The 22806-nt window shown below is 59.7% G+C and carries 13 protein-coding genes; 5 read left to right on the forward strand and 8 right to left on the reverse strand.

The genetic code is table 11. The features are described 5' to 3' along the window. Nucleotides 1–4: 4 nt before the first annotated feature. Together VNV36_RS09840 and VNV36_RS09845 are read right to left on the reverse strand one after the other, a co-directional pair. Entirely contained in the window at nucleotides 5–1330 is a 1326-nt protein-coding gene (locus tag VNV36_RS09840; protein ID WP_325717593.1) for an APC family permease, read from the reverse strand. A 200-nt stretch (nucleotides 1331–1530) separates the two neighbouring features. Next, nucleotides 1531–2352 (reverse strand): carbon-nitrogen hydrolase family protein, encoded by an 822-nt coding sequence (locus VNV36_RS09845; RefSeq protein WP_325717594.1) that lies wholly within the window; start codon nucleotides 2350–2352, stop codon nucleotides 1531–1533. Nucleotides 2353–2477: 125 nt separating this feature from the next. Here VNV36_RS09845 and VNV36_RS09850 point away from each other — a divergent pair, with 125 nt between their 5' ends. After that, complete coding sequence (locus VNV36_RS09850; RefSeq protein WP_325717595.1) at nucleotides 2478–3278, forward strand: helix-turn-helix transcriptional regulator; 801 nt, start codon at nucleotides 2478–2480, stop codon at nucleotides 3276–3278. Between the two features lie 109 nt (nucleotides 3279–3387). Then, on the forward strand, nucleotides 3388–5007 hold the full coding sequence (locus VNV36_RS09855; RefSeq protein ID WP_325717596.1) for an FMN-binding glutamate synthase family protein: 1620 nt from the start codon (nucleotides 3388–3390) through the stop codon (nucleotides 5005–5007). 85 nt (nucleotides 5008–5092) lie between these two features. Here the strand turns inward: VNV36_RS09855 and VNV36_RS09860 are convergent, their stop codons facing one another. The 4 genes from VNV36_RS09860 to VNV36_RS09875 all read right to left on the reverse strand — a co-directional run bounded on the left by VNV36_RS09860 (nucleotide 5093) and on the right by VNV36_RS09875 (nucleotide 10712). After that, entirely contained in the window at nucleotides 5093–5482 is a 390-nt protein-coding gene (locus VNV36_RS09860) for an Mcf1 protease effector domain-containing protein (RefSeq protein WP_325717597.1), read from the reverse strand. Continuing rightward, nucleotides 5419–8349: a hypothetical protein gene (locus tag VNV36_RS09865; RefSeq protein WP_325717598.1), complete on the reverse strand. Its 2931-nt coding sequence runs from the start codon at nucleotides 8347–8349 to the stop codon at nucleotides 5419–5421. The genes VNV36_RS09860 and VNV36_RS09865 overlap by 64 nt, the downstream gene beginning before the upstream one ends. A 495-nt stretch (nucleotides 8350–8844) precedes the next feature. Continuing rightward, the gene (locus tag VNV36_RS09870; protein ID WP_325717599.1) at nucleotides 8845–9057 is read right to left on the reverse strand and encodes a hypothetical protein; all 213 of its coding nucleotides are present in this window, start codon (nucleotides 9055–9057) and stop codon (nucleotides 8845–8847) included. 233 nt (nucleotides 9058–9290) lie between these two features. Then, the gene (locus VNV36_RS09875; protein WP_325717600.1) at nucleotides 9291–10712 is read right to left on the reverse strand and encodes an amino acid permease; all 1422 of its coding nucleotides are present in this window, start codon (nucleotides 10710–10712) and stop codon (nucleotides 9291–9293) included. Between the two features lie 514 nt (nucleotides 10713–11226). Between VNV36_RS09875 and VNV36_RS09880 the strand changes: the two genes are divergently transcribed. After that, complete coding sequence (locus tag VNV36_RS09880; RefSeq protein ID WP_325717601.1) at nucleotides 11227–11685, forward strand: REP-associated tyrosine transposase; 459 nt, start codon at nucleotides 11227–11229, stop codon at nucleotides 11683–11685. A gap of 1355 nt (nucleotides 11686–13040) precedes the next feature. After that, the gene (locus tag VNV36_RS09885) at nucleotides 13041–16184 is read left to right on the forward strand and encodes a transglycosylase domain-containing protein (RefSeq protein WP_325717602.1); all 3144 of its coding nucleotides are present in this window, start codon (nucleotides 13041–13043) and stop codon (nucleotides 16182–16184) included. Here VNV36_RS09885 and VNV36_RS09890 read toward each other — a convergent pair. Then, a complete protein-coding gene (locus VNV36_RS09890; protein WP_325717603.1) occupies nucleotides 16169–16378 on the reverse strand; it encodes a hypothetical protein in 210 nt (69 codons plus the stop codon). The genes VNV36_RS09885 and VNV36_RS09890 overlap by 16 nt on opposite strands. On the opposite strand from VNV36_RS09890, the gene VNV36_RS09895 reads away from it, so the two are divergent. Then, entirely contained in the window at nucleotides 16377–21503 is a 5127-nt protein-coding gene (locus tag VNV36_RS09895; protein WP_325717604.1) for a dermonecrotic toxin domain-containing protein, read from the forward strand. The genes VNV36_RS09890 and VNV36_RS09895 overlap by 2 nt on opposite strands. A gap of 54 nt (nucleotides 21504–21557) precedes the next feature. Here the strand turns inward: VNV36_RS09895 and VNV36_RS09900 are convergent, their stop codons facing one another. Continuing rightward, complete coding sequence (locus tag VNV36_RS09900) at nucleotides 21558–22787, reverse strand: hypothetical protein (RefSeq protein ID WP_325717605.1); 1230 nt, start codon at nucleotides 22785–22787, stop codon at nucleotides 21558–21560. Nucleotides 22788–22806: the final 19 nt, after the last annotated feature.

Below are 22806 nucleotides of genomic sequence, written 5' to 3' on the forward strand. Positions count from 1 at the left end.
CGTTTCAGGCGGGTTCCTGAAAATCCATCTCCGGCGGCTGGCGCCGCAAGCCCCCCGTCAGCACCGCCAGATACACCACGCCAATCGCCAGCCAGCTCAGGCCCAGATACACCGCCAGATGATCAAGGCTGACCATCAGCCACACATCAGCCACCAGCCCGATGAGCGGGAAGATCAGAAACAGCACCAACTCGCGCAGGCCCTTTTTTTCGCCACCGATCCAGTAATGGAAGATCACCGACAGATTGACCAGGCTGAACGCCAGGAACGCGCCGAAGTTGATAAATGAAGTCGAGGTGGTCACGTCGAGTTTCAGCGCCAGCAACGCCACCACGGCGCAAAGCAGGATGCTGTTGACCGGTGTGCCGAAGCGCGCGTGCAAAGTGCCAAAGAAGGATTTCGGCAACACACCGTCGCGGCCCATGGCAAACAGCAGTCGCGAGCCGCTGGCCTGCGCCGACAGCCCCGAGGCGAACTGACCGACAATCAGACCGATCAGAAAGATCGATACAAACAGATCACCGCCGATGTTGCGCGCAATCTCGTAAGCCGCCGAATCGACACTCTCGAATTGAAACGACGGGTGCGCGATCTGCACGAAGTAGGAAACGCCGACGAAGATCAGCCCGCCGACCAAGGTGATCAACATGATCGCCCGCGGGATGGTGCGGCGTGGATCGCGGGTTTCTTCGGTCAAAGTGCTGACCGCGTCGAAGCCGAGGAACGAGTAACAGGCAATCGCTGCACCGCTCATGATCAGCGGCATTTGCATGTCGCCGTTGAAGAACGGTTTGACCGACCACAACGGCGTATTCGCATCGCCACCGATGTAGTGCACGCACAGCGCGACGAAGGCGATCAGCACGAGGAACTGAACCAGCATCAACAAGGCGTTGATGCCGTTGGCCAGTTTCAGGCCGATGATGTTGATCGCACTGGTGATGCCGATAAATGCCAGCACCCAGATCCACTGCGGGATCGACGGGAACGCCGAGGCCAGATAGGCCGCGCCGATCAGCCAGATCGCCATGGGCAGAAACAGATAATCGAGCAGCACCGCCCAACCGGCGATAAAACCAAGTTTCGGACTGATCGCTTTGCGCACGTAACTGTAGGCGGAACCGGCGAAAGGGAACGCCGCGGCCATGCGGCCATAGCTCATCGCCGTGAAGAACATCGCCACCAGTGCCGCCAGATAGGCCGCGGGCACCATGCCGGCAGTGGATTGGGCGAGGATGCCGAAGGTGCCGAGGACAATGATCGGCGTCATGTAGGCGATGCCGAACAGCACCACCGACCCTAATGAAAGGGTGCGTTGCAAACGAGCCATGGGCGACTTACTCCGAATGTTATTGGATTTATGGCAGAGCCGGGGTCGGCGAAAATTTCGGTTATTGCTTGTTGTTTTTATGTTGTTTGAGCGGCCTCTTCGCGAGCAGGCTCGCTCCCACAATGTCCGTGCACGTCTCAAATCCCTGTGGGAGCGAGCCTGCTCGCGAAGGCGTCAGCCCCAGCGGCACAGCATTCGGATCACCGGGCAGGAATCAGCAGCTCGCGTAAGCCAGAAGCGTGCTCCACCACCGCCCCCGGCAACTTCAACCGCTGATCATCCAGATAGCGGTAATCCTTGCGCGCCACCGCCAACTGCCGGACATCCAGCTCGACACTGAACTGCCCTTCTTCGCGTCCGGCCTCGAACAGCAGCGTCCCCAGCGGATCGACCAGCGCACTGCCACCGGCAAACACCAGACCGTCGTCCCCCGCCTCTACGCGGTTGACCATCAAGGCAAACGCCTGGTTTTCCTGGGCCCGGGCCATGATCGCGGTGCGGTGGGTCGGGCCGTACGGGTCCATGTTGCCGTTGGTGACGATCAGCAGCTCGGCGCCCAGTTGCGCCAGGGCACGGGCCGATTCCGGGAACTCGATGTCATAACAAATCAACAGGCCGACGCGCACGCCGTTCCACTCACACGTGGCGTAGCGGTCGCCCGCTTCGAACACACCGCGATCCGAGGCCCACAGATGGGTCTTGCGATATTTCAGGGCAATGCCTTCAGGGGTGATCAGCAACGTCGTGTTGTAGAAGCGCCCGTCGTCGTTCTCGGCCATGCCGATGACCACGGCGATGTCGCGCTCACGCGCCGCCGCCAGCACGGCGCTGATGGACGGACCGTCGAGCGGTTCGGCGATCTGCGCCACGGTTTCGGCGTTGGGGAAGCCCATCAGGTGGGTTTCCGGGAAGACGATCAGTTGCGTATCGGCTGCGCAGGCTGCAATCGCCGCCAGTGCGCGTTCCAGGTTGTAAGCCGTGTCGTGGTCACGGCCCGCCAGTTGGGCGAGTTCGACTTTCATGGGCATTCCTTGTTGGGTGCGCCGGGCCTTGAAAGATTGCCCGGTGACTGTCTGTGGGCCAGTATGCGCAGCAAGCAACCGACCAGGGAATCACGCGGCCGGGGTAACCCGATAGGGGTAGATCGATGACACTTTCGTTGAATGACATCACTTGGCACCGCGCCGTCGGGCAACTGATCGACGCGCTCGACAAGCCGAATTTCTGGGCCCAACTGGTGCGTCTGCTTGAGCAGTACGTAGCGTTCGATAGTTGGGTGGTGCTGCTGTTCAGCACCGATCAGCGCCCGCAGGTCTTCGCCGAGTGCCCCGGCGAGGACGGCAGCTCGGACCCGTTGTTTCAGGATTATCTGCGCGGTCTCTACCTGCTCGACCCGTTCTACATCGCCTGCCGCGAGCAATCGCGCACCGGGCTGTATCGTCTCTCGGAAGTCGCGCCGGAGCACTTCGAACTGACCGAGTACTACCAGCGATACTTTCGTCTGAATGTGGTCGCTGACGAAATCCAGTTCAATTGTCAGCTCGAAGGCGAGCGCACGCTGTGCCTGTCGCTGGGCAGTGAAAAACCTTTCACTGGTGAACAGATTGCTTTGCTGTCTTTGATTCAACCGTGGGTACTCGGGTTGTTGCGCCAGCGTCTGCCCTATGAGATCAACGAAACCGTGGCTCTCGCCGCCGCGCCTGCGCAGGCAGACTGGCGAGTGCAACTGGAAGCGTCGGTGCAACAACTCAAGGGCGCGCAATTGACCGCGCGCGAACTGGATGTCGGGCGTTTGATGCTCAGCGGTTGCTCGAGCAAAGAAATCGCCCGTAAGCTGGAAATCTCCGTGGAAACCGTGAAAGTCCATAAGAAGCACATGTACAGCAAGCTGGGGATCAAATCCCAGTCCGAGCTGTTTTCGATTTTTCTGCAGGCGCAGAACGCCTGAAAAGATCGCAGCCTTCGGCAGCTCCTACAAGGGCGAGTCATGCACCGACCTGCAGGAGCTGCCGAAGGCTGCGATCTTTTGAATTTCAAGTCCGAACCAGGGAACCCGTATGAGCCTGTCACTGCTGAGCCGCTACGCCTTCTTTGCCGTCTGTGTGATGTTCACCCTCGCCAGCCTGCCCTTCCTCGAACATGACTGGCTGTGGCCGATCAGCGCCGTTACCGCAGTGCTGAGCCTGCTCGGGGTCTTCGACCTGATGCAGACGCGCCACGCGGTGCGCCGCAATTACCCGATCCTGGGCAACATCCGTTATCTGGTCGAAGGCATCCGCCCGGAGATCCGCCAGTATTTGCTGGAATCCGACAGCGATGCTCTGCCCTTCTCCCGCGCCCAGCGTTCGCTGGTGTATTCGCGGGCGAAAAACGAGACCGCCGACAAACCGTTCGGCACGCTGATCGACGTTTACCAGTCGGGTTTCGAATTCATCGGCCACTCAATGCGCCCGGCGCCGTTAAGCGATCCGAACAGTTTCCGCGTCACCGTCGGCGGACCGCAATGCACACAGCCTTACTCGGCGTCGATCTTCAATATCTCGGCAATGAGCTTCGGCTCGCTCAGCGCCAACGCCATCCGCGCCTTGAACCAGGGCGCGAAACTCGGCAACTTCGCCCACGACACCGGCGAAGGCAGCATCAGCCCCTATCACCGCGAACACGGCGGCGACCTGACCTGGGAGCTGGGCAGCGGCTATTTCGGTTGCCGCACCAGCGATGGCCGGTTCGACCCGGAGCGCTTCGCTGTTCAGGCGCAAAACCCGCAAGTGCGGATGATCGAAATCAAGATGAGCCAGGGCGCCAAACCCGGCCACGGCGGCATCCTGCCCAAACACAAGGTCACCAGGGAAATCGCCGAAACCCGCGGCATTCTGATGGGCGAGGACTGCGTCTCGCCGTCGCGCCACAGCGCGTTTTCCACACCGATCGAAATGATGCAGTTCATCCAGCAACTGCGTGAACTGTCCGGCGGCAAACCGGTGGGTTTCAAGTTCTGCCTCGGCCATCCGTGGGAGTTCATGGGCATTGCCAAAGCCATGCTGGAAACCGGCATCCTGCCCGACTTCATCGTGGTCGACGGCAAGGAAGGCGGCACCGGCGCGGCGCCTGTGGAATTCACCGACCACATCGGCGTACCAATGCGCGAAGGCCTGCTGTTCGTGCACAACACCCTGGTCGGCCTGAACGTGCGCGACAAGATCAGACTCGGCGCCAGCGGCAAGATCGTCAGCGCCTTCGACATTGCCAGCGTGCTGGCCATCGGCGCCGACTGGGCCAACTCCGCGCGCGGCTTCATGTTCGCCATCGGCTGCATCCAGTCGCAAAGCTGCCACACCAATAAATGCCCGACCGGCGTCGCCACTCAGGACGCCCTGCGCCAACGCGCCCTGGTGGTGCCGGACAAGGCCCAGCGCGTCTACAACTTCCATCGCAGCACGTTGAAAGCGCTGGCGGAAATGCTCGCTGCGGCGGGGCTCGATCACCCGTCGCAGCTGTCGGCCAAACATCTGGTGCGGCGCATGTCGGCGACCGAGATCAAACTGTTTTCGCAGTTGCATGTGTTCCTGAAACCGGGGGAACTGCTCAATGGCGAGGTCAACGGCGAGTTCTATTCGCGGATGTGGCAGATGGCGCGGGCGGATAGTTTTGAGCCGCAGGAGGTAGCGGCCGCTTGACGCTAACGGCGTCAGTCTGCATGGCGGACTGACGCTTGACTGCCTTGCTGGCTTGCTGGCTTGCTGGCTTGCTGGCTTGCGCCGATTACCTGACGACCTGGACCGCGATCAGTTCGTCCGGATCAGGCAACTCGACCGATGACAGCTTTTCAACGCGGTTGCGGCTGAAGGAGCCACCGTCAACATCAGCGGGGTCGAACTTGCTGACGTTGAAATCACGGCCACCGCGTTTGCGTCCGTAAGAATTGAACGTGGCGCTCAGCGCTCCGTTTTCCAGGGTGTTATGCAAGCCCTTTTTCATGGCTTCCGGGGTGGCAAATTTCGCTAATCCGGAATTAGGGTCGTAAAAAAACCACTCCGGGTTGCCGTTCTTGACTCTTATCCCTGCAAGCATTGCATGATCTTTGGAAGTCACTCTGAGAATGTTCGTCTCCGAAGACGTTTCCAATGCTTCAATAATTTCATCTGCATCCATTTTTTCTCAGCCGCGCGCATATGAAACGTGTGTTTTTTATTCACCGTGTCGTGGAACGACCGCAGATCGCCAATGAATCGCGCGGCGTCAGGGCTGGCGGGCATCTTGGCCGCCCTGGTCATGTTTCTCAGCAATCTCTCTTCGTTTCCATTGAGAACGGCCAGCGCCATGGCGTTTGCGAGCCCTGCGCATTCGCCTTTGGACACCAGGTTGACGTGCGCCAGATAATGCCCTTGGGAATAGGAGATCACCTTGACATTCACACCTTGAACATCTTGGCGCAGCAGAGCGCAAGTGTAATTAGCGTCATGAACCATTCTTGATTTCAGCTCCTTTGTAAGGGCTCCTATTTCTGCCGGCATGAGTCCTGGCTGCGATGCGAGATCAATCAAGTCATCAAACTTCATTTGCGGTTGATAGCCACTGATATCGAGCACCCGGCCCTGCCGGTAACCTAGTTCGAAGTCGGAAAGGTGCTTCGGGTGTCGTGCATACTCGATATTGTTGTGAAAGTTGACGTACAGGCGGGAGTTGGCGTCGGCCCCCAAGGTTCCCCCCCAACTGACACCTCGAGGCTCGAAATTCCTTGGTGGGCCATACAACTTGCCGGTATCGAGGTTGTAGGGATACCAGACATCATTTTTCAACGCCCCCACACCGACGATAGCGTGATCACCCGTCCTGAACGTGCCTACCAATGTGGGCCCGTGCTTTTCACTTATCGTTTGCAGCAACTGGTAGCCATCTGTCGCGCCGCGCAATTTGTTGAGCTGTTGCAGGCCACGGTGACCAACGAATCCTAATCCTTTTACTATCAGCTTGCCGCCACCTGCCAGCAGCGCTGGCAGGCCACTGAGCGGATTGAGTTCACCGATAACGAAAGCCCCGATGATCCTCGCCGCCTTGAGACCCCGGCTGAGCGCCGAAGCACTTTTGCCGACAACCTGCGTCAGCCTCGCCGCAGTCGACGCACCCGCGGTAACGAAGCCCAACAAATCAAAAAACAGATCCACTGCACCGTCTAGATAGTTGCCGTTGATGAAGTTGGTGATCGCCGACTTGAACGGAACCAGATCGACCAGAAAATCGATGAACTTCTGCACCGCCGCGTTTTCCCGATCTTGCGTCGTCTGGCCCTTGGCTGCCTGGAGAATGGCATTGCTGTCCAGATCAAGATGTTCAACAAGAGCGTCGGCAATCAGCTCAGTCCTCTCGCTTGAGTAACTGGCGGGCACCAGAGCGGTACGTGCGCCTGGTGACGAAAGCTTTCTGGTTTTCGCCTCGTCAGCCAGCCTGAAAGGCTCAATGGTGTGCTGAAGGCTCGGAACGAATGCATCAGTACGCTCGCTGGCCTCCGCTGGATCGTAGGTCCTGGTACGGATAACGCCTCGCTTCAGATCGATTTCATAAAGCTTCGATTCCCCGCCCAGTTCTGCCTTCACTCTCAAGGTACCTTGAGTGGACTTCAGGCTTTTGCCGAAAAAGCCCAGATCCAGCCGATAGGTTTTGTATTGGTAAAAAGAAACGCGTCCGTATTCGAGATTTTTTCTGTCTTGCAGCGGCAACTCGGCTATCAGGTGTTTAACCAGCAGCCGCGCACCTTGCTTGAGGTTGCTCAGGGCATTGTTGAATTGAGTCTGGAAGGCGTCGACCACGCCGAGTTCCAGCGGCGCATTGATCTTCCCAAGCAGCGGCAGCAAGCGCGGATCGCGGGTCGTCCATCGATACTGCTTAGCCCCTTCCATCATGACGATGTCGAGCAGCGAATATCGGCCGTTGAGTGTCGGGGACAAGCCGATGCCTTCAACAGCGACCACTGCGGGTTGTTGCAGAAGCCGCTCTTCAAAAGGAATATCGCCCTTGAATGTTGTCCTGAGCCTTTCCAGCGCAATGGCCTTGCGGCTCGGAAGTTCGCTGTTCAACAGTATTGAAGTATTGAGGCGGTCGGTCAGTTGTTGGTTGAACTGTATCCTGACCTGCTCCAACTCTTTGCGGGTGTATTGTTCGTTGTCATTCCTTTGCAATACACCGTTGACCACACCCCAATCCAATAGCGCGGCGGCATGAATTTGAGGCGCAATTTGCGAGTCGATCAGTGCAGCGTTATCGGCGCTCGCCATGACTTGGGCAAACGTCATGTACGCAACTCTGCCGGGTGTCTGAGCCTCAATCGTTCGCGCCGCGACTGTCAGGTTGAACCAGGCCGTGGTGCCGTATTTCAGATTGTCGGGCAACTTCTCGATGAGAAATTCAGGCGCCTTGCGAACCAGCAACAGGGCTGCTGTCAATCCGGCAAGTCTGCGGCTACTCAGATGTTTCTTGATCAGGTCATCAGCCAGATTGTCAAAAACCGCCAAAGCAGGTTTGCCCCAAAGTTGCTCCCCGGTCAGGTCGAAACCGGCAACTTTGCTACGTGACGGTTGATCGATATCTCCCGGATGCAGGCTCAAATGGATGCCAGCCAACGCGTATTCCCTGACGCTGACATCCGTCGCGATGCCGTTCAAGCGATTCTGGATCGCCAGCCCAAGAGCCTGCCCGCGAGGACTGGCGACAAGGCTGGCCAATGCCGACGGCGGATGCATCAGTGCCTCGTTTGAAAGCGGCTCTTCAGCATCCAGATAGTCCAGTACGCCGGCACCAGGTGTGGAAATAAGATCGAGGCTGTCCAGATAAACACGGGTGGCGCTCAAGACTTCTTTTTGCTGCGCAACCGTCAATGGAATTGGCCAGGACAATGCTCCGGCAAAATCAGCAAACGGGTGGGGAGCAACTTTCTCGACCTCCAGAAGGGTGGTGATGTTCTCCAGCTGTTCATTCTCGGATATCGATACATCAGCAACTACGTCCACATTGGATTCAGACATTTTATTCTTCCTTGACGGGATTAAATGGAATCCAAAGTAGATAATGAAACTTAAAAAACCATAAACCGGAGAAGTATTTCCAATGTAGCTTGACGACGCCGACAGACAACAACTCAACGAATAACTATAAAAACTGTTACTTAGAGAATGGCACCGGACATTATACGTTCCTGACGCTAACCACTGTCGCCCATGACAAAACAACTACAAGAATCAACTCATCGCACCCGGACACATACTCCACAAATATTTCCCGAGATAACAAGCGAGCTTTTTTCAATGACTGCTTACAACAAAAAAAATCGCTTCCTGCAACAACTTCTACATGATCAAAACGATGTAGACACTGCTGCAGACAGCGATTTTCGGTGATGGCATCGAACGCTCGGCACTGTGCGACAGATTATTTGGCTGCAACTTGAGCCGAACGCCCTGGTGGTGCCGGCCAAGGTCCAGCGCGTCTAAAACTTCCATCGCAGCACGTTGAAAGAGCGGTCATGGCGCTCTCCCGCGCAACAGCACAAAAATGAAAAAGCAGTACCCACACAGCAGATTCAACAGCGTATACACCCCCACCGTCAGCATCCCCGGCAGACCACGCGCATAGGCAATGTCGCCGATGGCAACACCCATCGCGCCCATCACTCCAAGCAACAACACATAACCAAGCACCGATCTGCGGCTGTCGAAGGTGTAGAGCGTATTCATGTAAAACGAAAACGCTGCCGCAATGCAGAAAGTCGCGAAATTGCTGGAGGCCTGGGTCAGTTCGGCGGCAGTGCACAGTCAGAAATTACAGGTGCAGGGCTACTTCCGACGAGCGGTCATCACCCTGCCGGAGCAAAGACAGGTGGTTCTGGCTTGCGAGACGATCTGTGGCACGCGCCAAAAACAAAGCCCCGATCCTGCGATCGGGGCTTTGTTTTTTCAGCGACTGGAACTTACGAAACCGAACGCACCGGGTCTTGCGACACCTGGCTCGGTTGCAACTTGAACACGTAGAACAACACCGTCAACAGCAGCAGAAACGCCGGTCCCACATACAGCGCCACACGGGTGTCCGGGAAGTACGCCATCAGCCCGACCACCAGCACCAGAAACGCCAGTGCGCAGTACGAGCTGACAGGGTACAGCCACATTTTGTACTTGAGGCCGGCACGTTCGCTGGCGCTCAGGCCTTTGCGGAATTTCAGTTGCGCCAGGAGGATCATCACCCAGGTCCAGATCGCGCCGAAGGTGGCGATCGAGGTGACCCAGACGAAGACTTTTTCCGGCACCAGATAGTTGAGCAGTACCCCCAGCAACAACGCCGCAATCGACAGCAGCAACGCACGGCGTGGCACGCCGTTGGTTGAGGTCCTGGCGAAACCGGCCGGGGCCTGGCCGTTTTGCGCCAGGCTGTAGAGCATGCGCCCGGTGCTGAAGATCCCGCCGTTGCACGACGACAGCGCGGCGGTGATCACCACGAAATTGATGATGCCCGCGGCAGTCTTGATGCCCAGACGCTCAAAGGTCATCACGAACGGACTGCCCTGGGTGCCGATTTCGTTCCACGGGTAGATCGACAGAATCACGAACAGCGCGCCGACGTAGAACAGCAGAATCCGCCAGAACACCGAGCCGATCGCATCGGGAATGGTCTTCTGCGGGTTCTTCGCTTCACCGGCGGTCAGGCCGATCATCTCGACGCCGAGGTAGGCGAACATGACCATTTGTAGCGACATCAGCACACCGGTCACGCCGTTGGGCATGAAGCCGCCGTGGGCCCACAGGTTGGAAATGCCCAGCGCCACGCCGTCATTGCCGAAACCGAACGCGATGATGCCGACGCCGCCAATGACCATCGCGATGATGGTGACGATCTTGATCAGGGCGAACCAGAACTCGAATTCGCCAAACGCCTTCACCGCGATCAGGTTGATCGAGCCCATGCTGACCAGAGCGGCCAGCGCCCAGATCCAGCGCGGTACGTCAGGGAACCAGATGCCCATGTACACCGCCACGGCGGTGATTTCGGCGACGCAGGTCACCAGCCACAAAAACCAGTAATTCCAGCCCGTGAGAAAACCGGCCAACGGCCCGAGATAATCTTGCGCGTAGCGGCTGAACGAACCGGCCACCGGGTTATGCACGGCCATTTCACCGAGGGCGCGCATGATCACCAGGATCGCCAGACCACCGAGGATATAGGAGAGCATGATCGCCGGGCCGGCCATTTCGATGGCCTTGGCCGAACCCAGGAACAGACCGACGCCGATACAGGCACCGAGCGCCATCAGGCGGATATGCCGTTCGCCGAGTTCGCGTTTGAGCGGACCGCCCGAAGCGGTGTCGCCGTTGGGCAGAGGATTGCCGACTGGCATAGGGGTACAACCTCGTCTTGTTATTGGATATGACCGCCGAGTTTCGAAGCGTCGGCCGATAGGCCTTGGCTGGGCAGGAAACCGCGTTCGCTTCGTGGGCGGACGCGTCTTGCGGGCAGACCTGCAAGATCAGCGGGGCGTGCAGTATAAAAAGCTCCGGACAGGATTTTTCACTCAATAGGTCACAATATTCAGCGACAACTCTCGGCATGAGTCCGGTTTGCGAAGAGGCTTCACCTACCCTTCGTAGGAATTTTCGCCACTGAAAAAGCCGACGAGTATTGCACAGCTATGGTGCAGCGTCATGTCGCGCCCGAGCGATCGGCGCCGCTGGTTGTGGCCCCCTTACATGGCTACACCACCATTAATCCTGCCCTCCGGCTCTAAGCTGCGCATTGCCTCGTCACAGAACTTGCCCGCACATTAAGCAGAAGCGTCTGACAGCCTTCTCAGACCCAACTCGGTCACTCGACAGCTAGCGTAAATAAGGAATGAATCACCAGGACGCAACGGAATGCGCAAATGCTTGTATTCGCATCGACTTCGACGCGGGCGGTGCTCGGAACCAGGGCGCGCTTATCTGATCACGGCAGTCGTCTACCAACGCCGCCCGATCTTCGTGGATTGGCGAATCGGTCGTCTGCTGGTAGCAGAACTCAAGCGACCCCATGACCAGCAATGGGTCAAGTCGATCGCGTGGGTGGTAATGCCGGATCACCTCCACTGGCTGGTGCAACTCGAAAACTCTTCGCTGGAGCGATTGATGCAAACCATCAAGTCCCGCAGCACGCTGACAATCAATCGAGCATTGAACCGGACCGGTGCCTTCTGGCAAACCGGATACCACGACCACGCGATCCGCGACAATGAAGACCTGCGACCCTATGCACGCTATATCATTGCCAACCCTCTGCGTGCAGGCCTGGTAACGAAAGTCGGCAACTACCCGCTGTGGGATGCCTGTTGGCTCTAAAACTGCGCAACACCCTGTGGCGAGGGAGCTTGCTCCCGCTCGGCTGCGCAGCAGTCGCAAAACCGGCTCTTGCGGTGTATCAGCGAGACCGTGGTCGCATGGGGTTGGGCCTGCTGCGCAGTCCAGCGGGAGCAAGCTCCCTCGCCACAGAAGTGGGGCGCACTCACTGTCAGGCCAACTTCAGCCATCGCTGCCCTGCGTGTTCACTCCAAAGCTGCGCAACACCCTGTGGCGAGGGAGCTTGCTCCCGCTCGGCTGCGCAGCAGTCGTAAAACCTGCCTCTTGCGGTGTATCAGCAAGACCGTGGTCGCAAGGGCATGGGCCTGCTGCGCAGTCCAGCGGGAGCAAGCTCCCTCGCCACAGAAGTGGTGCGCGCCCACTGTCAGGGCCAACTTCAGCCATCGCTGCCCTGCGTGCTCACTCCAAAGCTGCGCAACACCCTGTGGCGAGGGAGCTTGCTCCCGCTCGGCTGCGCAGCAGTCGTAAAACCGGCCTCTTGCGGTGTATCAGCAAGACCGGGCTTGCCTGGGGTTGGGCCTGCTGCGCAGTCCAGCGGGAGCAAGCTCCCTCGCCACAGAAGTGGTGCGCACTCACTGTCAGGGCAATTTCAGCCATCGCTGCCCTGCGTGCTCACTCCAAAGCTGCGCAACACCTCACCACAGAAGTGCGGCGCGCCCACTGTCAGGGCCAACCTCAGTCATCGCTGCCCCGCGTGTTCACTCTAAAGCTGCGCAACACCCTGTGGCGAGGGAGCTTGCTCCCGCTCGGCTGCGCAGCAGTCGTAAAACCTGCCTCTCGCGGTCTATCAGCAAGACCGTGCTTGCCTGGGCCTGGGCCTGCTGCGCAGTCCAGCGGGAGCAAGCTCCCTCGCCACAGAAGTGGGGCGCGCCCACTGTCAGGGCCAACTTCAGCCATCGCTGCCCTGCGTGTTCACTCCAAAGCTGCGCAACACCCTGTGGCGAGGGAGCTTGCTCCCGCTCGGCTGCGCAGCAGTCGTAAAACCTGCCTCTTGCGGTGTATCAGCAAGACCGGGCTTGCCTGGGGTTGGGCCTGCTGCGCAGTCCAGCGGGAGCAAGCTCCCTCGCCACAGAAGTGGGGTGCGCCCACTGTAATGGCCAACTTCAGCCATCGCTGCCCTGCGTGTTCACTCCAAAGCTGCGCAACACCCCGTGGCGAGGGAGCTTGCTCCCGCTCGGCTGCGCAGCAGTCGTAAAACCTGCCTCTTGCGGTGTATCAGCAAGACCGTGGTCGCATGGGCTTGGGCCTGCTGCAGACGCACATTTCCTCCACCCTTCCTGTCCACCGTCTAAGCTTCAGACAAGTCCGATCAATCTGCGTGAATGGATCAGTCGACTATGGGCGTTTTGTGGCAAACCGATTCGAGTAAAACCGTGGTTCCGACTGAACGTGTGGATGAAGCGCCTGTCCCTGAAAAACCCCGCCGCAACCGGCACGGGTGGAAGGCTTTCTGGTTGTTGTTTGTGATCATCGCGGTGGTGGTGGGTCTCGCTGCGTCAAAGGAAATGCGCACCTCGCGCTTCCAGGCCCGCGAACTGAGCCAGTACGCCGCCTCGTTGACCTACAAGCTCGAACCCGGCCCCAGCGAAGCGATTCGCTATCCGGGCAACGGGCCGTTCGATCTGCGCCTGGGTTACAGCTCGCTCGACGAATTTCTTCCGCGCCTGCTCAAGCGCAATTATGTGATTACCGAGCAGACGCGCTTCTCCCCTGCCCTGCTCGGTTACACCGACAAAGGCCTGTTCGTGCCGTATTCGGAAAAGATTCAGGCCGGGCTGTCGATCACCGATTGCCGAGGCGCGCCGCTGTATCGCTACAACTATCCGCAGCAACTGTACGCAGACTTCGCGGCAATTCCGCCGGTTGTGGTCAGCAGCCTGTTGTTCATCGAAAACCGTTTTCTGCTCGACCCCAGGCAGCCGCTGGCCAACCCGGCGGTGGACTGGCCGCGCTTCGGCATGGCCGCCTGGTCGCAGGTGGCAAAGTTGCTGCGCTTGCCGGGGCAATCGGCCGGCGGCAGTACCCTGGCGACCCAACTGGAAAAGTACCGGCATTCACCGGATGGCCTGACCGTGTCCGGCGCGGAGAAGATTCGGCAGATGATTTCCGCCAGCGTGCGCGCCTATCAGGATGGCCCGCAGACCCTCGGCGCGCGCCAGAACATCGTGCGTGACTACCTCAACAGCGTGCCGCTCTCGGCGGTGCCTGGCCACGGCGAAGTGCACGGCATGGCCGAAGGCTTGCGGGTCTGGTACGGCAGTGATTTCAACAAGGCCAACGAGCAACTCAACAGTCCGGCGACCGATCCGCAGACCATGGCTGCCAAAGGCCTGGCCCTGCGGGAAATGCTTTCGCTGATGATCGCTCAGCGCCGGCCTTCGTATTACCTGACCAAGGGCCGCGAGGAATTGGCCAGCCTGACCGACAGCCACCTGCGCCTGCTCAGGCAGAACGGCGTGATCGACAGCGCATTGGCCGACGCAGCCCTGGCGAGCACCGCGTCGTACCGCGACTGGCAGACCCAGCCGACCATGCAGCCGATCGAAACCAACAAAGGCATCAGCGTCGCCCGCAGCCGTCTGGCGAGCATGCTCAACCGTCCGCTGTACGACCTCGATCGCCTCGATTTGTCGGCCACCAGCACCCTGCAGGGCGATCTGCAAAACCAGGCCACCGCTTACCTGAAAAAACTCGCCGACCCGGCCTACGCCGCCGAAATCGGTTTGCTCGGCGAACGCCTGCTGACACCCACCAGCACCACGCAAGTGCGCTACAGCTTCACCCTGTTCGAGCTGACCCCGGACGGCTCCCGGGTGCGCGTGCAGACCGACAGCACCGACCAGCCCTTCGACATCAACGAAGGCAGCAAACTGGAATTGGGGTCGACGGCGAAGATGCGCGTGCTGACCACCTACCTGCAAATCATCGCCGAACTGCACGACAAGTACGGCGCCATGGGCGTGGCGGAACTGAAAAAGGTCGACGTGCCGGATCAGGATCGCCTCAGCCAGTGGGTTATCGACTACCTGATCCAGAACAAGGATCACGACCTGTCGAAGCTGCTCGCCGCCGCGCTGGATCGCAAATATTCGGCGAGCCCCGGCGAAGCGTTTTTCACCGGCGGCGGTTTGCACACCTTCCATAACTTTCGCAAAGAGGACAACGGGCGCCTGCCGACCCTGCGCGACTCGTTGCGCGAGTCGATCAACCTGCCGTTCATTCGCCTGATGCGCGACGTGGTGCGCTACGTCACCTATTCCGGCCCCAACAGCAGCGCCGAACTGCTCAAGGACGACCGTGACCCGCGCCGGCAGGAATACCTCGCCAGTTTCGCCGACCGCGAGGGCACGTCGTTCCTGCTCAAGTTCTGGAAGAAGTACAAGAACAAGGACACCCAGGCGCGGCTTGAAACCTTTCTCGACAGCATCCGCCCGACGCCGATCCGCATGGCCGCGGTGCACCGCTATCTGCTGCCCGACGCCAGCCAGGAAGACTTCAACAGCTTTGTCCGCGCGCACCTCAAGGGCGCCAAAGTCACGGAAAAACTCACCGATGACCGGTTGATCCGGCTCTACGATGCCTATGGCCCCGGCAGTTACGATCTGCCCGATCAAGGCTTCATCGCCAAGGTGCATCCGCTCGATCTGTGGATGATGGGCTACCTGCTGCATCACCCGGAAGCGACCTTCAGCGAGATCGTCAAGGCCAGCCATTTCGAGCGCCAGGAAGTCTATAGCTGGCTGTTCAAGAGCCGGCACAAAGGCGCCCGCGACAGTCGTATCCGCACCATGCTCGAGATCGAAGCCTTCCTCGATATTCACCAGCGCTGGCAGCAGGTCGGCTACCCGTTCGACCATCTGGTGCCGTCGCTGGCCACCGCCATCGGCAGTTCCGGCGACCGCCCCGCCGCGCTCGCCGAGCTGATCGGCACCATTCTCAATGACGGTGTGCGCATGCCGACGCTGCGCATCGACAGCCTGCATTTTGCTGCCGGTACGCCTTACGAAACGAAGCTGGTCAACGACCCGCACGTCGGCAAGCGGGTAATGCCCGTGGAAGTCGCCAGAGCCATGCGTGAGGCGCTGTCGCAAGTGGTCGATGCCGGTACGGCAAAACGTGTGTCCGGCAGTTTCAAATTGCCCGACGGCACGCCGCTGGCCATGGGTGGCAAAACCGGCACCGGCGACAACCGCATCGCGGCCATCGGCTCGGGCGGGAGGATCATCAGTTCGAAGTCGATCAACCGTACCGCGACTTTCGTGTTCTACATCGGCGATCATCATTTCGGCACGCTGACCGCGTTCGTGCCGGGGCGCTCGGCGGAGAATTTCAAATTCACCTCGGCCCTGCCCACGCAGGTGCTCAAGGGCATGGCGCCGATTCTGACGCCCTATTTGCAGCCGGGCAGTGACTCGCAATGTCGGACGCCAGCAGCACCCACCGTGCCCGGAGGCGATCACGTGGCTTATGCTGCGAGGTAACAAAGCGTGTCGCCCTGCTCTGTTTCAGGGTGGCGCTTTTTTGTCGCTGCGGGCGGTACTCCTGTATTTTTCGAATTCGATTTTTGGGCCCATTGGTGCGCCGCAGCGCGGTTTGCCTCCTGAACTTTGAACTTTTGTTTTGCCCTTGCGGCGGTAGGCTGATCATTCCTCAAACAATCAAGGATGATTGCCATGTCTCTCGCACCTCAGCCTGCCGAAAACGCGGACAAAGGGCGGCACTACGGATTCATCGAGTCGACTGTCAGCGCCGCTTTCAAAACCACCACCGTCAGCCGGATCCAGGCTCTGGCAGCCGTCCCCCTGAAGATCGAGCCGTGGTATTCAACCAAGGCCAGCGTCTGGCCGGACAAGCTCGCCGCCGCCAACCTCAAGGCCTGGACTTCGCAGAACACGATTGACCACCTGCTGGAAAAGACTGACCTGTACGCTTTCGCCGAAGCCTTGCTCAAGGCCGAAATCAAACAGCGCCACGGCCTCGACCTCGACGTCAAAGCCACCTGGCTGCGCCTGTATGCGCCCCAGGACACGCCCTGGTACGCCTTCTTCGATATCGTCAAGGGGAGCGCCAGCCGGACAGTGTCCCTGCTGGACGCCGCCCTGCACAACTTCGCCCAGGACGAAACCGTAGAAAGCGGCTCGCAATACATCAACAAACCGGACGCGCGCGGTCTGTTCGACATCCTGCCGATCAAGCAAAGCATGTCGATTCCCGCATTTCAGACCCTGTGCCGGGAACTGGACATCGGCGCGCGCTACAAAAAACACCTGGAAAGTATTCTGCTGCCCGGCGAACCCGTGGCCGAAGCCGTACTGCAAACCCGCGTCACGCAAAGCCAGAAAGATGCCCTCGGTGCTGCCGCGCACATGGCGTTGATCAGAAACGACATCCAGTACGACGCGTTCAAAATGCTGATGGATCTGGCTCAGGACATCCAGCCACCATTGCTCAATGGCCGCGCCATGCGGTGCTGCGACCTGTCGATCCTCGGCACCCGGCTCACCGGTGTCCTGCTGCTGGTTTATGCGGTTCGCGGCAGTGCTGGGGTTACCCGGATGATCGCCTACGTGCCCCAGGATCCCGAGCATCCGCTCAAGGAGTACGACTCGCTCAAGCGCTTCAAGGAAGAACTGACCCGTCAGTTGCGCGAAGACAAATACAGCGCCGCCACCCGGCAGACCTACCGCCAGTTTTTCAGCCAGTTCGTCGACCAGCAGCAGCGCGGACATTTCTTCGCCGAGCTGGAGCAACAGCTGTTCACCCTGCGCTATCACCCCCGCACCGACCCTACCGACCAAAGCCCGCCGTGGCGCAAGGACCCGGTGGACAATCCCAAACTGCGCATGCAGCGTCTGGCGCTGCAAGGCAATTACTGGCGCCACGCCTACCAGCAAAAGCTCAATAAAATCCTCAATGACGCCCGGGAAATCGCCGTGTCCACCGCCGACACCGACAGCAAGGCGCGCTGGGCCTGGTGGGACAACTTCAAGAAAATCGTCTCGGACATCTTCAATGTCGCGCTGCTGGTCGCCACCCCGTTCGTGCCGGGGCTGGGCGAACTGATGATGGCCTGGACCGCCTATCAACTGACCACCGACGTCATCGAGGGCATCGTCGATCTGGCCGAAGGTCTGGGGCAGGAAGCGGCCGAACACGTCATCAGCGTGGTGACGGACGTCATCCAGTTGGCCGCTGTCGGCGCCGGCGCGCAGATCGGCGAGCTGGCCAAGGTCAAACTGTCACCGCTGGTCGATGCCATGCAACCGGTCAAACTGCCCAACGGTAAACCGAGCCTGTGGCATCGCGACCTGAGCCCTTACGCCCGCGACGACCTGACGCTGTCAGCGCAATCGAAACCTGACCGTCATGGCCTGCACCGACACGCCGGCGCCGACGTTCTGCCCCTCGAAGGCAACCTCTATGTGGTCGAAAAGGCCTCGACCGACCCGGCCAGTAAAACCCACCGGATCCAGCACCCGCACCGCCCCAATGCTTACCAGCCACGGGTCGAACATAACGGTCACGGTGCCTGGGTGCACGAAGCAGAGAGCCCGGCGGACTGGCCAGACGCCAGGCTGATGCCACGCCTGGGTCACAGCGTCGAAGGTTTTTCGCCCACGCAGCTGGAGCAAATCCGCGTGACCAGCGGTACCAACCATCACGAGCTGCGCCAGATGCACAACGAAAACGGCCCGCCGCCGCCACTGCTGGCCGATACGATCAAGCGCTTCAGTGCCCATGAACAGGTGCTCGAGGCTAGCGCGAGGATCCGCAACGGCGAGTCGATCGAAGCCGAGTCGGTGTGGCTGGAGCCGATACTGACCAGCCTGCCGGGCTGGCCTCCGGCCCGCGCACTGGAGGTGTTCGCCAGCCAGGATCTGACTGGCTATTCGCGCAAATATGGCAACCCGCTGGCCCTGCCGGCCGATACCTTGCGCATCAGCCTTGCCGACCTCAACGCCGGTCAGTTGCCGGAGCGCGTCGCGGGGTTTCTGCGCGACGACGAATTCAACAACCTGCTCGGGCCCGCCGTGCCCCCGGAGCAACGAGTGCCGGCCTTGCGCAACCAGCTCGCCGACGCGGTCAATCTGCGCCGCAGCGAGGTGGCCCGGCATGTCTATCAGGCCGGCGAGCGTGGCGGCAACGGCGAACTGCGGGTGATCCGCCAGTCCTTTGCACAGCTGCCACTGCCGCTGGCGGAAAAAGTCGTGGCCCAGGCCCGGCCCGCCGAGTTGCAGAGAATCCATGATGAACAACGATTGCCCCTGCGACTGAAAACCACCGCGCGCGAACTGGACTTCGAGGCATCGACCACCCGCGCCTACGAGGGGTTTTATCGGGATGAGCCAATAAGCGCGCAGACCGAACGCCTGGCGCTCAACACCTTGAAAATCCACAGCGACAGCTTCGCAGACCTGCGCATCGAAGTCCTCGACGGCACCCCGCAGGGGCCACTGCGTTGCAGTGCCGGGCCGGCGGACGCGCGCACCGTGCGGCGTCTGATCCGCAACGAAACAGGCCGTTATGAAGTGCGCGACGGCAACGGCCATCGCCTGCATGCCGACGCCGACTTCTACGAATCGATTCTGCGCGCGTTGCCGGACGAGGCCCTGTCGAATCTTGGTTATCGTCGCGGCCAGGGCAGCGCCTTGAAGCTGTGGATCATGGAAACGTGCGCCCCGCCCGCCGAGCGGCGCGTCGCCTTGGCAGAACCACCGATTCGCCCGGTGGCGCCGCGTGACACCGAACTTCTGGTACGTGGCTGGCCACGGTTTTTGCGTGGTTCGACACCGGAGGAAAAGCTCCAGAGTCTTTATCCGCGACTGGAAAAAAGGGAGATCATTGCATTCCTCGAGGCGCTGGCGAGCAAGGGCGAGCCGGTGGATGCCATCACCCGGCTGGAAAACGAGCGCTTGCAATTGCACGACGAACTGCGCAAGTGGCGCGAAAGTTATGTCGTCGACCGTGATCCCGAAACCGGGCACCCTCACTCGCCACAGGATTACCTGCGCAATGGCGGAGACTTTATCGAGCGCCGCTTGATCGAATGCTTTGATCGCGAAAGCGAGATATTCGGCGAGCGCAGCGTGCATCCTGAACAAGGCTATACGCTGGACCTGTCGACCGAACTGTCACGCTACGATCTCGAGCGCTGGTGGAAAGACCTGCGTCAACGTCCGGCAATGAAACCATTCTTTGACCGCATCACGGCGCTGAAACTCGACAGAGCAATGCTCCCGCCAGATCCGAGCGCTCTGCTGAGCAACTTCCCCAATCTGCGTCAGTTGAGCGCCCGCCAGTGCGGTCTCAAGGAACTGCCGCCCATTCTGGGGCTGATGCGCAAAATGCAAGATCTCGATCTCGCCGACAACAAGATCACATTGACAGCGCAATCCAGCCAGGACCTCGGCGCACTGGAAGACCTGCGCACGCTCAATCTGGACGGCAACCACTTGCAGGTGCCGCCCGACGTCGGCCGCATGGATCATTTGACACAACTGCATCTGGCCAAAACGCGTTTGCAGAGCTGGCCCAAAGGTTTATTCGAGGTCGGTGGAACCGCGAAAATGCGGCCGCGAAGCTTTATGCTGGATATGCGCGAAACCACCGTAAACACCTTGCCTGTGGTCACCCCGGGTTCTGATCAGGCGTTTATTCTGAGCCGCGCGCGCATCGAACAGTCGTACCTGAGCAATGAGGATCGGGTGCGCTATGGTCAGTACCGTCAATCCACAGGTTTCACTTTTGTGCAGGAATATCTGCCGGCAGCCAGCGACGAACTCAGCTACTGGCAACTGTTTCCCCACAGTGTTCTTGATCTGGGGCCGTCGCGATCGCTCAGCAAATACCGGGAAGAATCCTGGCATGACCTGATGGCCGAACCCGAATCCGAAGGTTTTTTCAGCGTGATTCGCAAGCAGCGGGAAAGCGCCGATTACTTGTGGGACGAAGGTCGCCGACGGCTGACCCAACGTGTCTGGGACATGGTCGATGCAACGGCGCTGGACTCCAGGCTGCGCGAGAAAATGTTCAAACAGGCCGTCTCGGCGGACGACTGCGGCGATCTCGGCACGCAGCTGTTCAACTCTCTGGGCCTGAAGGTGCTGGTTTCCAAGGCGTACACCGACTCGACATCGCCTGCCGCGCTGGAGCAGACGCTGGTCCGCTTGGCCCGTGGCGCGTCACGCCTGAACCGGGTCACCGATGAAGCGAAATTTGAATACGAGTCTCAAAAGACCCTCAACGAAACCGCCCCTGCCGACAACATGGCGCCGGATGAAGCCGAAGTCCATCTCGCGTTCGAGACGGGCCTGGCTGCGCGACTGCAGTTGCCCTGGCAAACCGAAACCATGCTGTACCGAGGCCGCTCGAACGTCACCGAGGAAAAAATCGACGCCGCCTACGCCACGATCATCAAGGCTGAAAAAGGTGATGGTCTGGTCAACGCAATGCTCAATCTGCGTTCGGAAAATTTCTGGGAAGAACATCTGCGCAAGACGTATCCCGCGGAGTTCGAACTCAATAATCAGACCTTCGCTGCCAGACTGGAGCAGCTGGAAGACCTGCGCACGGCGAAGGCCGAATGGGCCAACCCGAACAAGCAGACCAATGCGCACGTGCTGGCCCGCAGGATGCAGACCCTGGCGGATCAACTGGGCATTTCCAATGAACCGGGTCTGTTCGACGATGCGCCCATGCGCCAGGAACGTTACGACGAGCTGGTGACCGACATGGGTTATCAACGCCAGGAACTCGCCCGGCGCCTGACCCGCGAAGCGCTGGCCAGAGCCGGTCTCTGACAGTCTGGCAATCAACCCGGCCAGCCTTGCGCAGGGCCGGCCGGGTTGATCGGCCTAACGCACCTCCGAATCCCAGATCACCGTGATGTTGCCGCGGTAGGGTCTGTCTCCGGCATTGTTGATCAGCCAGTCGAGGTGGGTTGCAGCGACTTCGAAATGCAGCGTGCCGGGCTTGTTTTCGGCATAGGAAACGGGTTGGAAAGGCCCTGTTGCCTGGCCACTGAGCGGCTTGCGCCTGACCGGTTGCCCGGCGCTGTCAGTTATGTTGTTCGGCAGGCTGACACTGACCTCGACCAGCCCGGCGTATCTCGTGTCGGGGTTGATAATGCCGCAGCCCGAGCCAAAGCCCATATCGTGTTCGCATTCCAGCTTCATGCTGAACGCCGACGACGCGGAAATATGGAAGGTCTGATCGCGAAAAATCCGCACGGGCTTGCTTCCCCCGGCCAGCCAGCGTTGCCACCCTCCTTGCGGCTCCAGCACGATCTTGTCGCCACCGGGGGGAATATCCACTTTCAGGGTGTGCTGCACGTCGAGGACAAAATCGAGGGTGATGGCTCGTACGTCCGGCTCCAACAGCTTGCCCATGTCGAAATCGCCGGCGTAGCCGAGGCTGTAGTTGATGGAGCCGGTGTAGCGGCCCGTCGACATTTTCAACGGGTCGGGGGTGCGCAGCTCATAGGCGAAGTCCAGTTTGTCGAAATAAAACGGCTCCGGTAAGAAGACGGCAGGCTCCTTGAAACAATGACCGGCCTGAGGGGTTTTCCAGAAAAAACGCCAATGCGTATCACCATAGGCGCCGGCTCCGCTGTACTGGCAAGGGGCAGGTATTGCATTTGCCCAATCGCCGCCTTTCCACAGGCGGCCATGGCCTTCAAGGGCGCTGCTGCCGCCGGCAATCGTGGTGACTCTGCGGGGCAGCACATAGGTGGAACCCATACCACTGATGCGCACTTCGAGGGTTTGAGTCTCTTGCGTCTCGGGGTTGGTCACCGTCACTCGCCGCCAGTCGGAGGGAGCCTTCACGGACGTCCAGTCGTATAGATTCGAAAGGCCGCGTGTGGCGGTGAACCGAACGGGCAACTCAATGCTGAATATCGATTGTGCTGCACATTGCCCCGGGTATTGCGCGCAGTAACCGCTGTTCGGAGTCTTGTTGACGAACCCGTTCTTGTCCGGTCTGGAGGGATCGGGTTGAAACAGGGCGCGTATTTCCTGATTCAGCGCCTGCGCCTGAGGGCTGCTCAACGCCATCAGCAGTGCCAGCCACTTCACGGTTTTCATGGGTCTTTTCCCTTTGCAA

The organism is Pseudomonas sp. (genome assembly GCF_035554175.1).
Lineage (GTDB): Bacteria > Pseudomonadota > Gammaproteobacteria > Pseudomonadales > Pseudomonadaceae > Aquipseudomonas.

Coding starts and splice junctions, on each gene's coding strand:
- VNV36_RS09840 (WP_325717593.1), bottom strand. CDS start 1,330: ATGGCTCGTTTGCAACGCACCCTTTCATTAGGGTCGGTGGTGCTGTTC.
- VNV36_RS09845 (WP_325717594.1), bottom strand. CDS start 2,352: ATGAAAGTCGAACTCGCCCAACTGGCGGGCCGTGACCACGACACGGCT.
- VNV36_RS09850 (WP_325717595.1), top strand. CDS start 2,478: ATGACACTTTCGTTGAATGACATCACTTGGCACCGCGCCGTCGGGCAA.
- VNV36_RS09855 (WP_325717596.1), top strand. CDS start 3,388: ATGAGCCTGTCACTGCTGAGCCGCTACGCCTTCTTTGCCGTCTGTGTG.
- VNV36_RS09860 (WP_325717597.1), bottom strand. CDS start 5,482: ATGGATGCAGATGAAATTATTGAAGCATTGGAAACGTCTTCGGAGACG.
- VNV36_RS09865 (WP_325717598.1), bottom strand. CDS start 8,349: ATGTCTGAATCCAATGTGGACGTAGTTGCTGATGTATCGATATCCGAG.
- VNV36_RS09870 (WP_325717599.1), bottom strand. CDS start 9,057: ATGAATACGCTCTACACCTTCGACAGCCGCAGATCGGTGCTTGGTTAT.
- VNV36_RS09875 (WP_325717600.1), bottom strand. CDS start 10,712: ATGCCAGTCGGCAATCCTCTGCCCAACGGCGACACCGCTTCGGGCGGT.
- VNV36_RS09880 (WP_325717601.1), top strand. CDS start 11,227: ATGCGCAAATGCTTGTATTCGCATCGACTTCGACGCGGGCGGTGCTCG.
- VNV36_RS09885 (WP_325717602.1), top strand. CDS start 13,041: ATGGGCGTTTTGTGGCAAACCGATTCGAGTAAAACCGTGGTTCCGACT.
- VNV36_RS09895 (WP_325717604.1), top strand. CDS start 16,377: ATGTCTCTCGCACCTCAGCCTGCCGAAAACGCGGACAAAGGGCGGCAC.
- VNV36_RS09890 (WP_325717603.1), bottom strand. CDS start 16,378: ATGGCAATCATCCTTGATTGTTTGAGGAATGATCAGCCTACCGCCGCA.
- VNV36_RS09900 (WP_325717605.1), bottom strand. CDS start 22,787: ATGAAAACCGTGAAGTGGCTGGCACTGCTGATGGCGTTGAGCAGCCCT.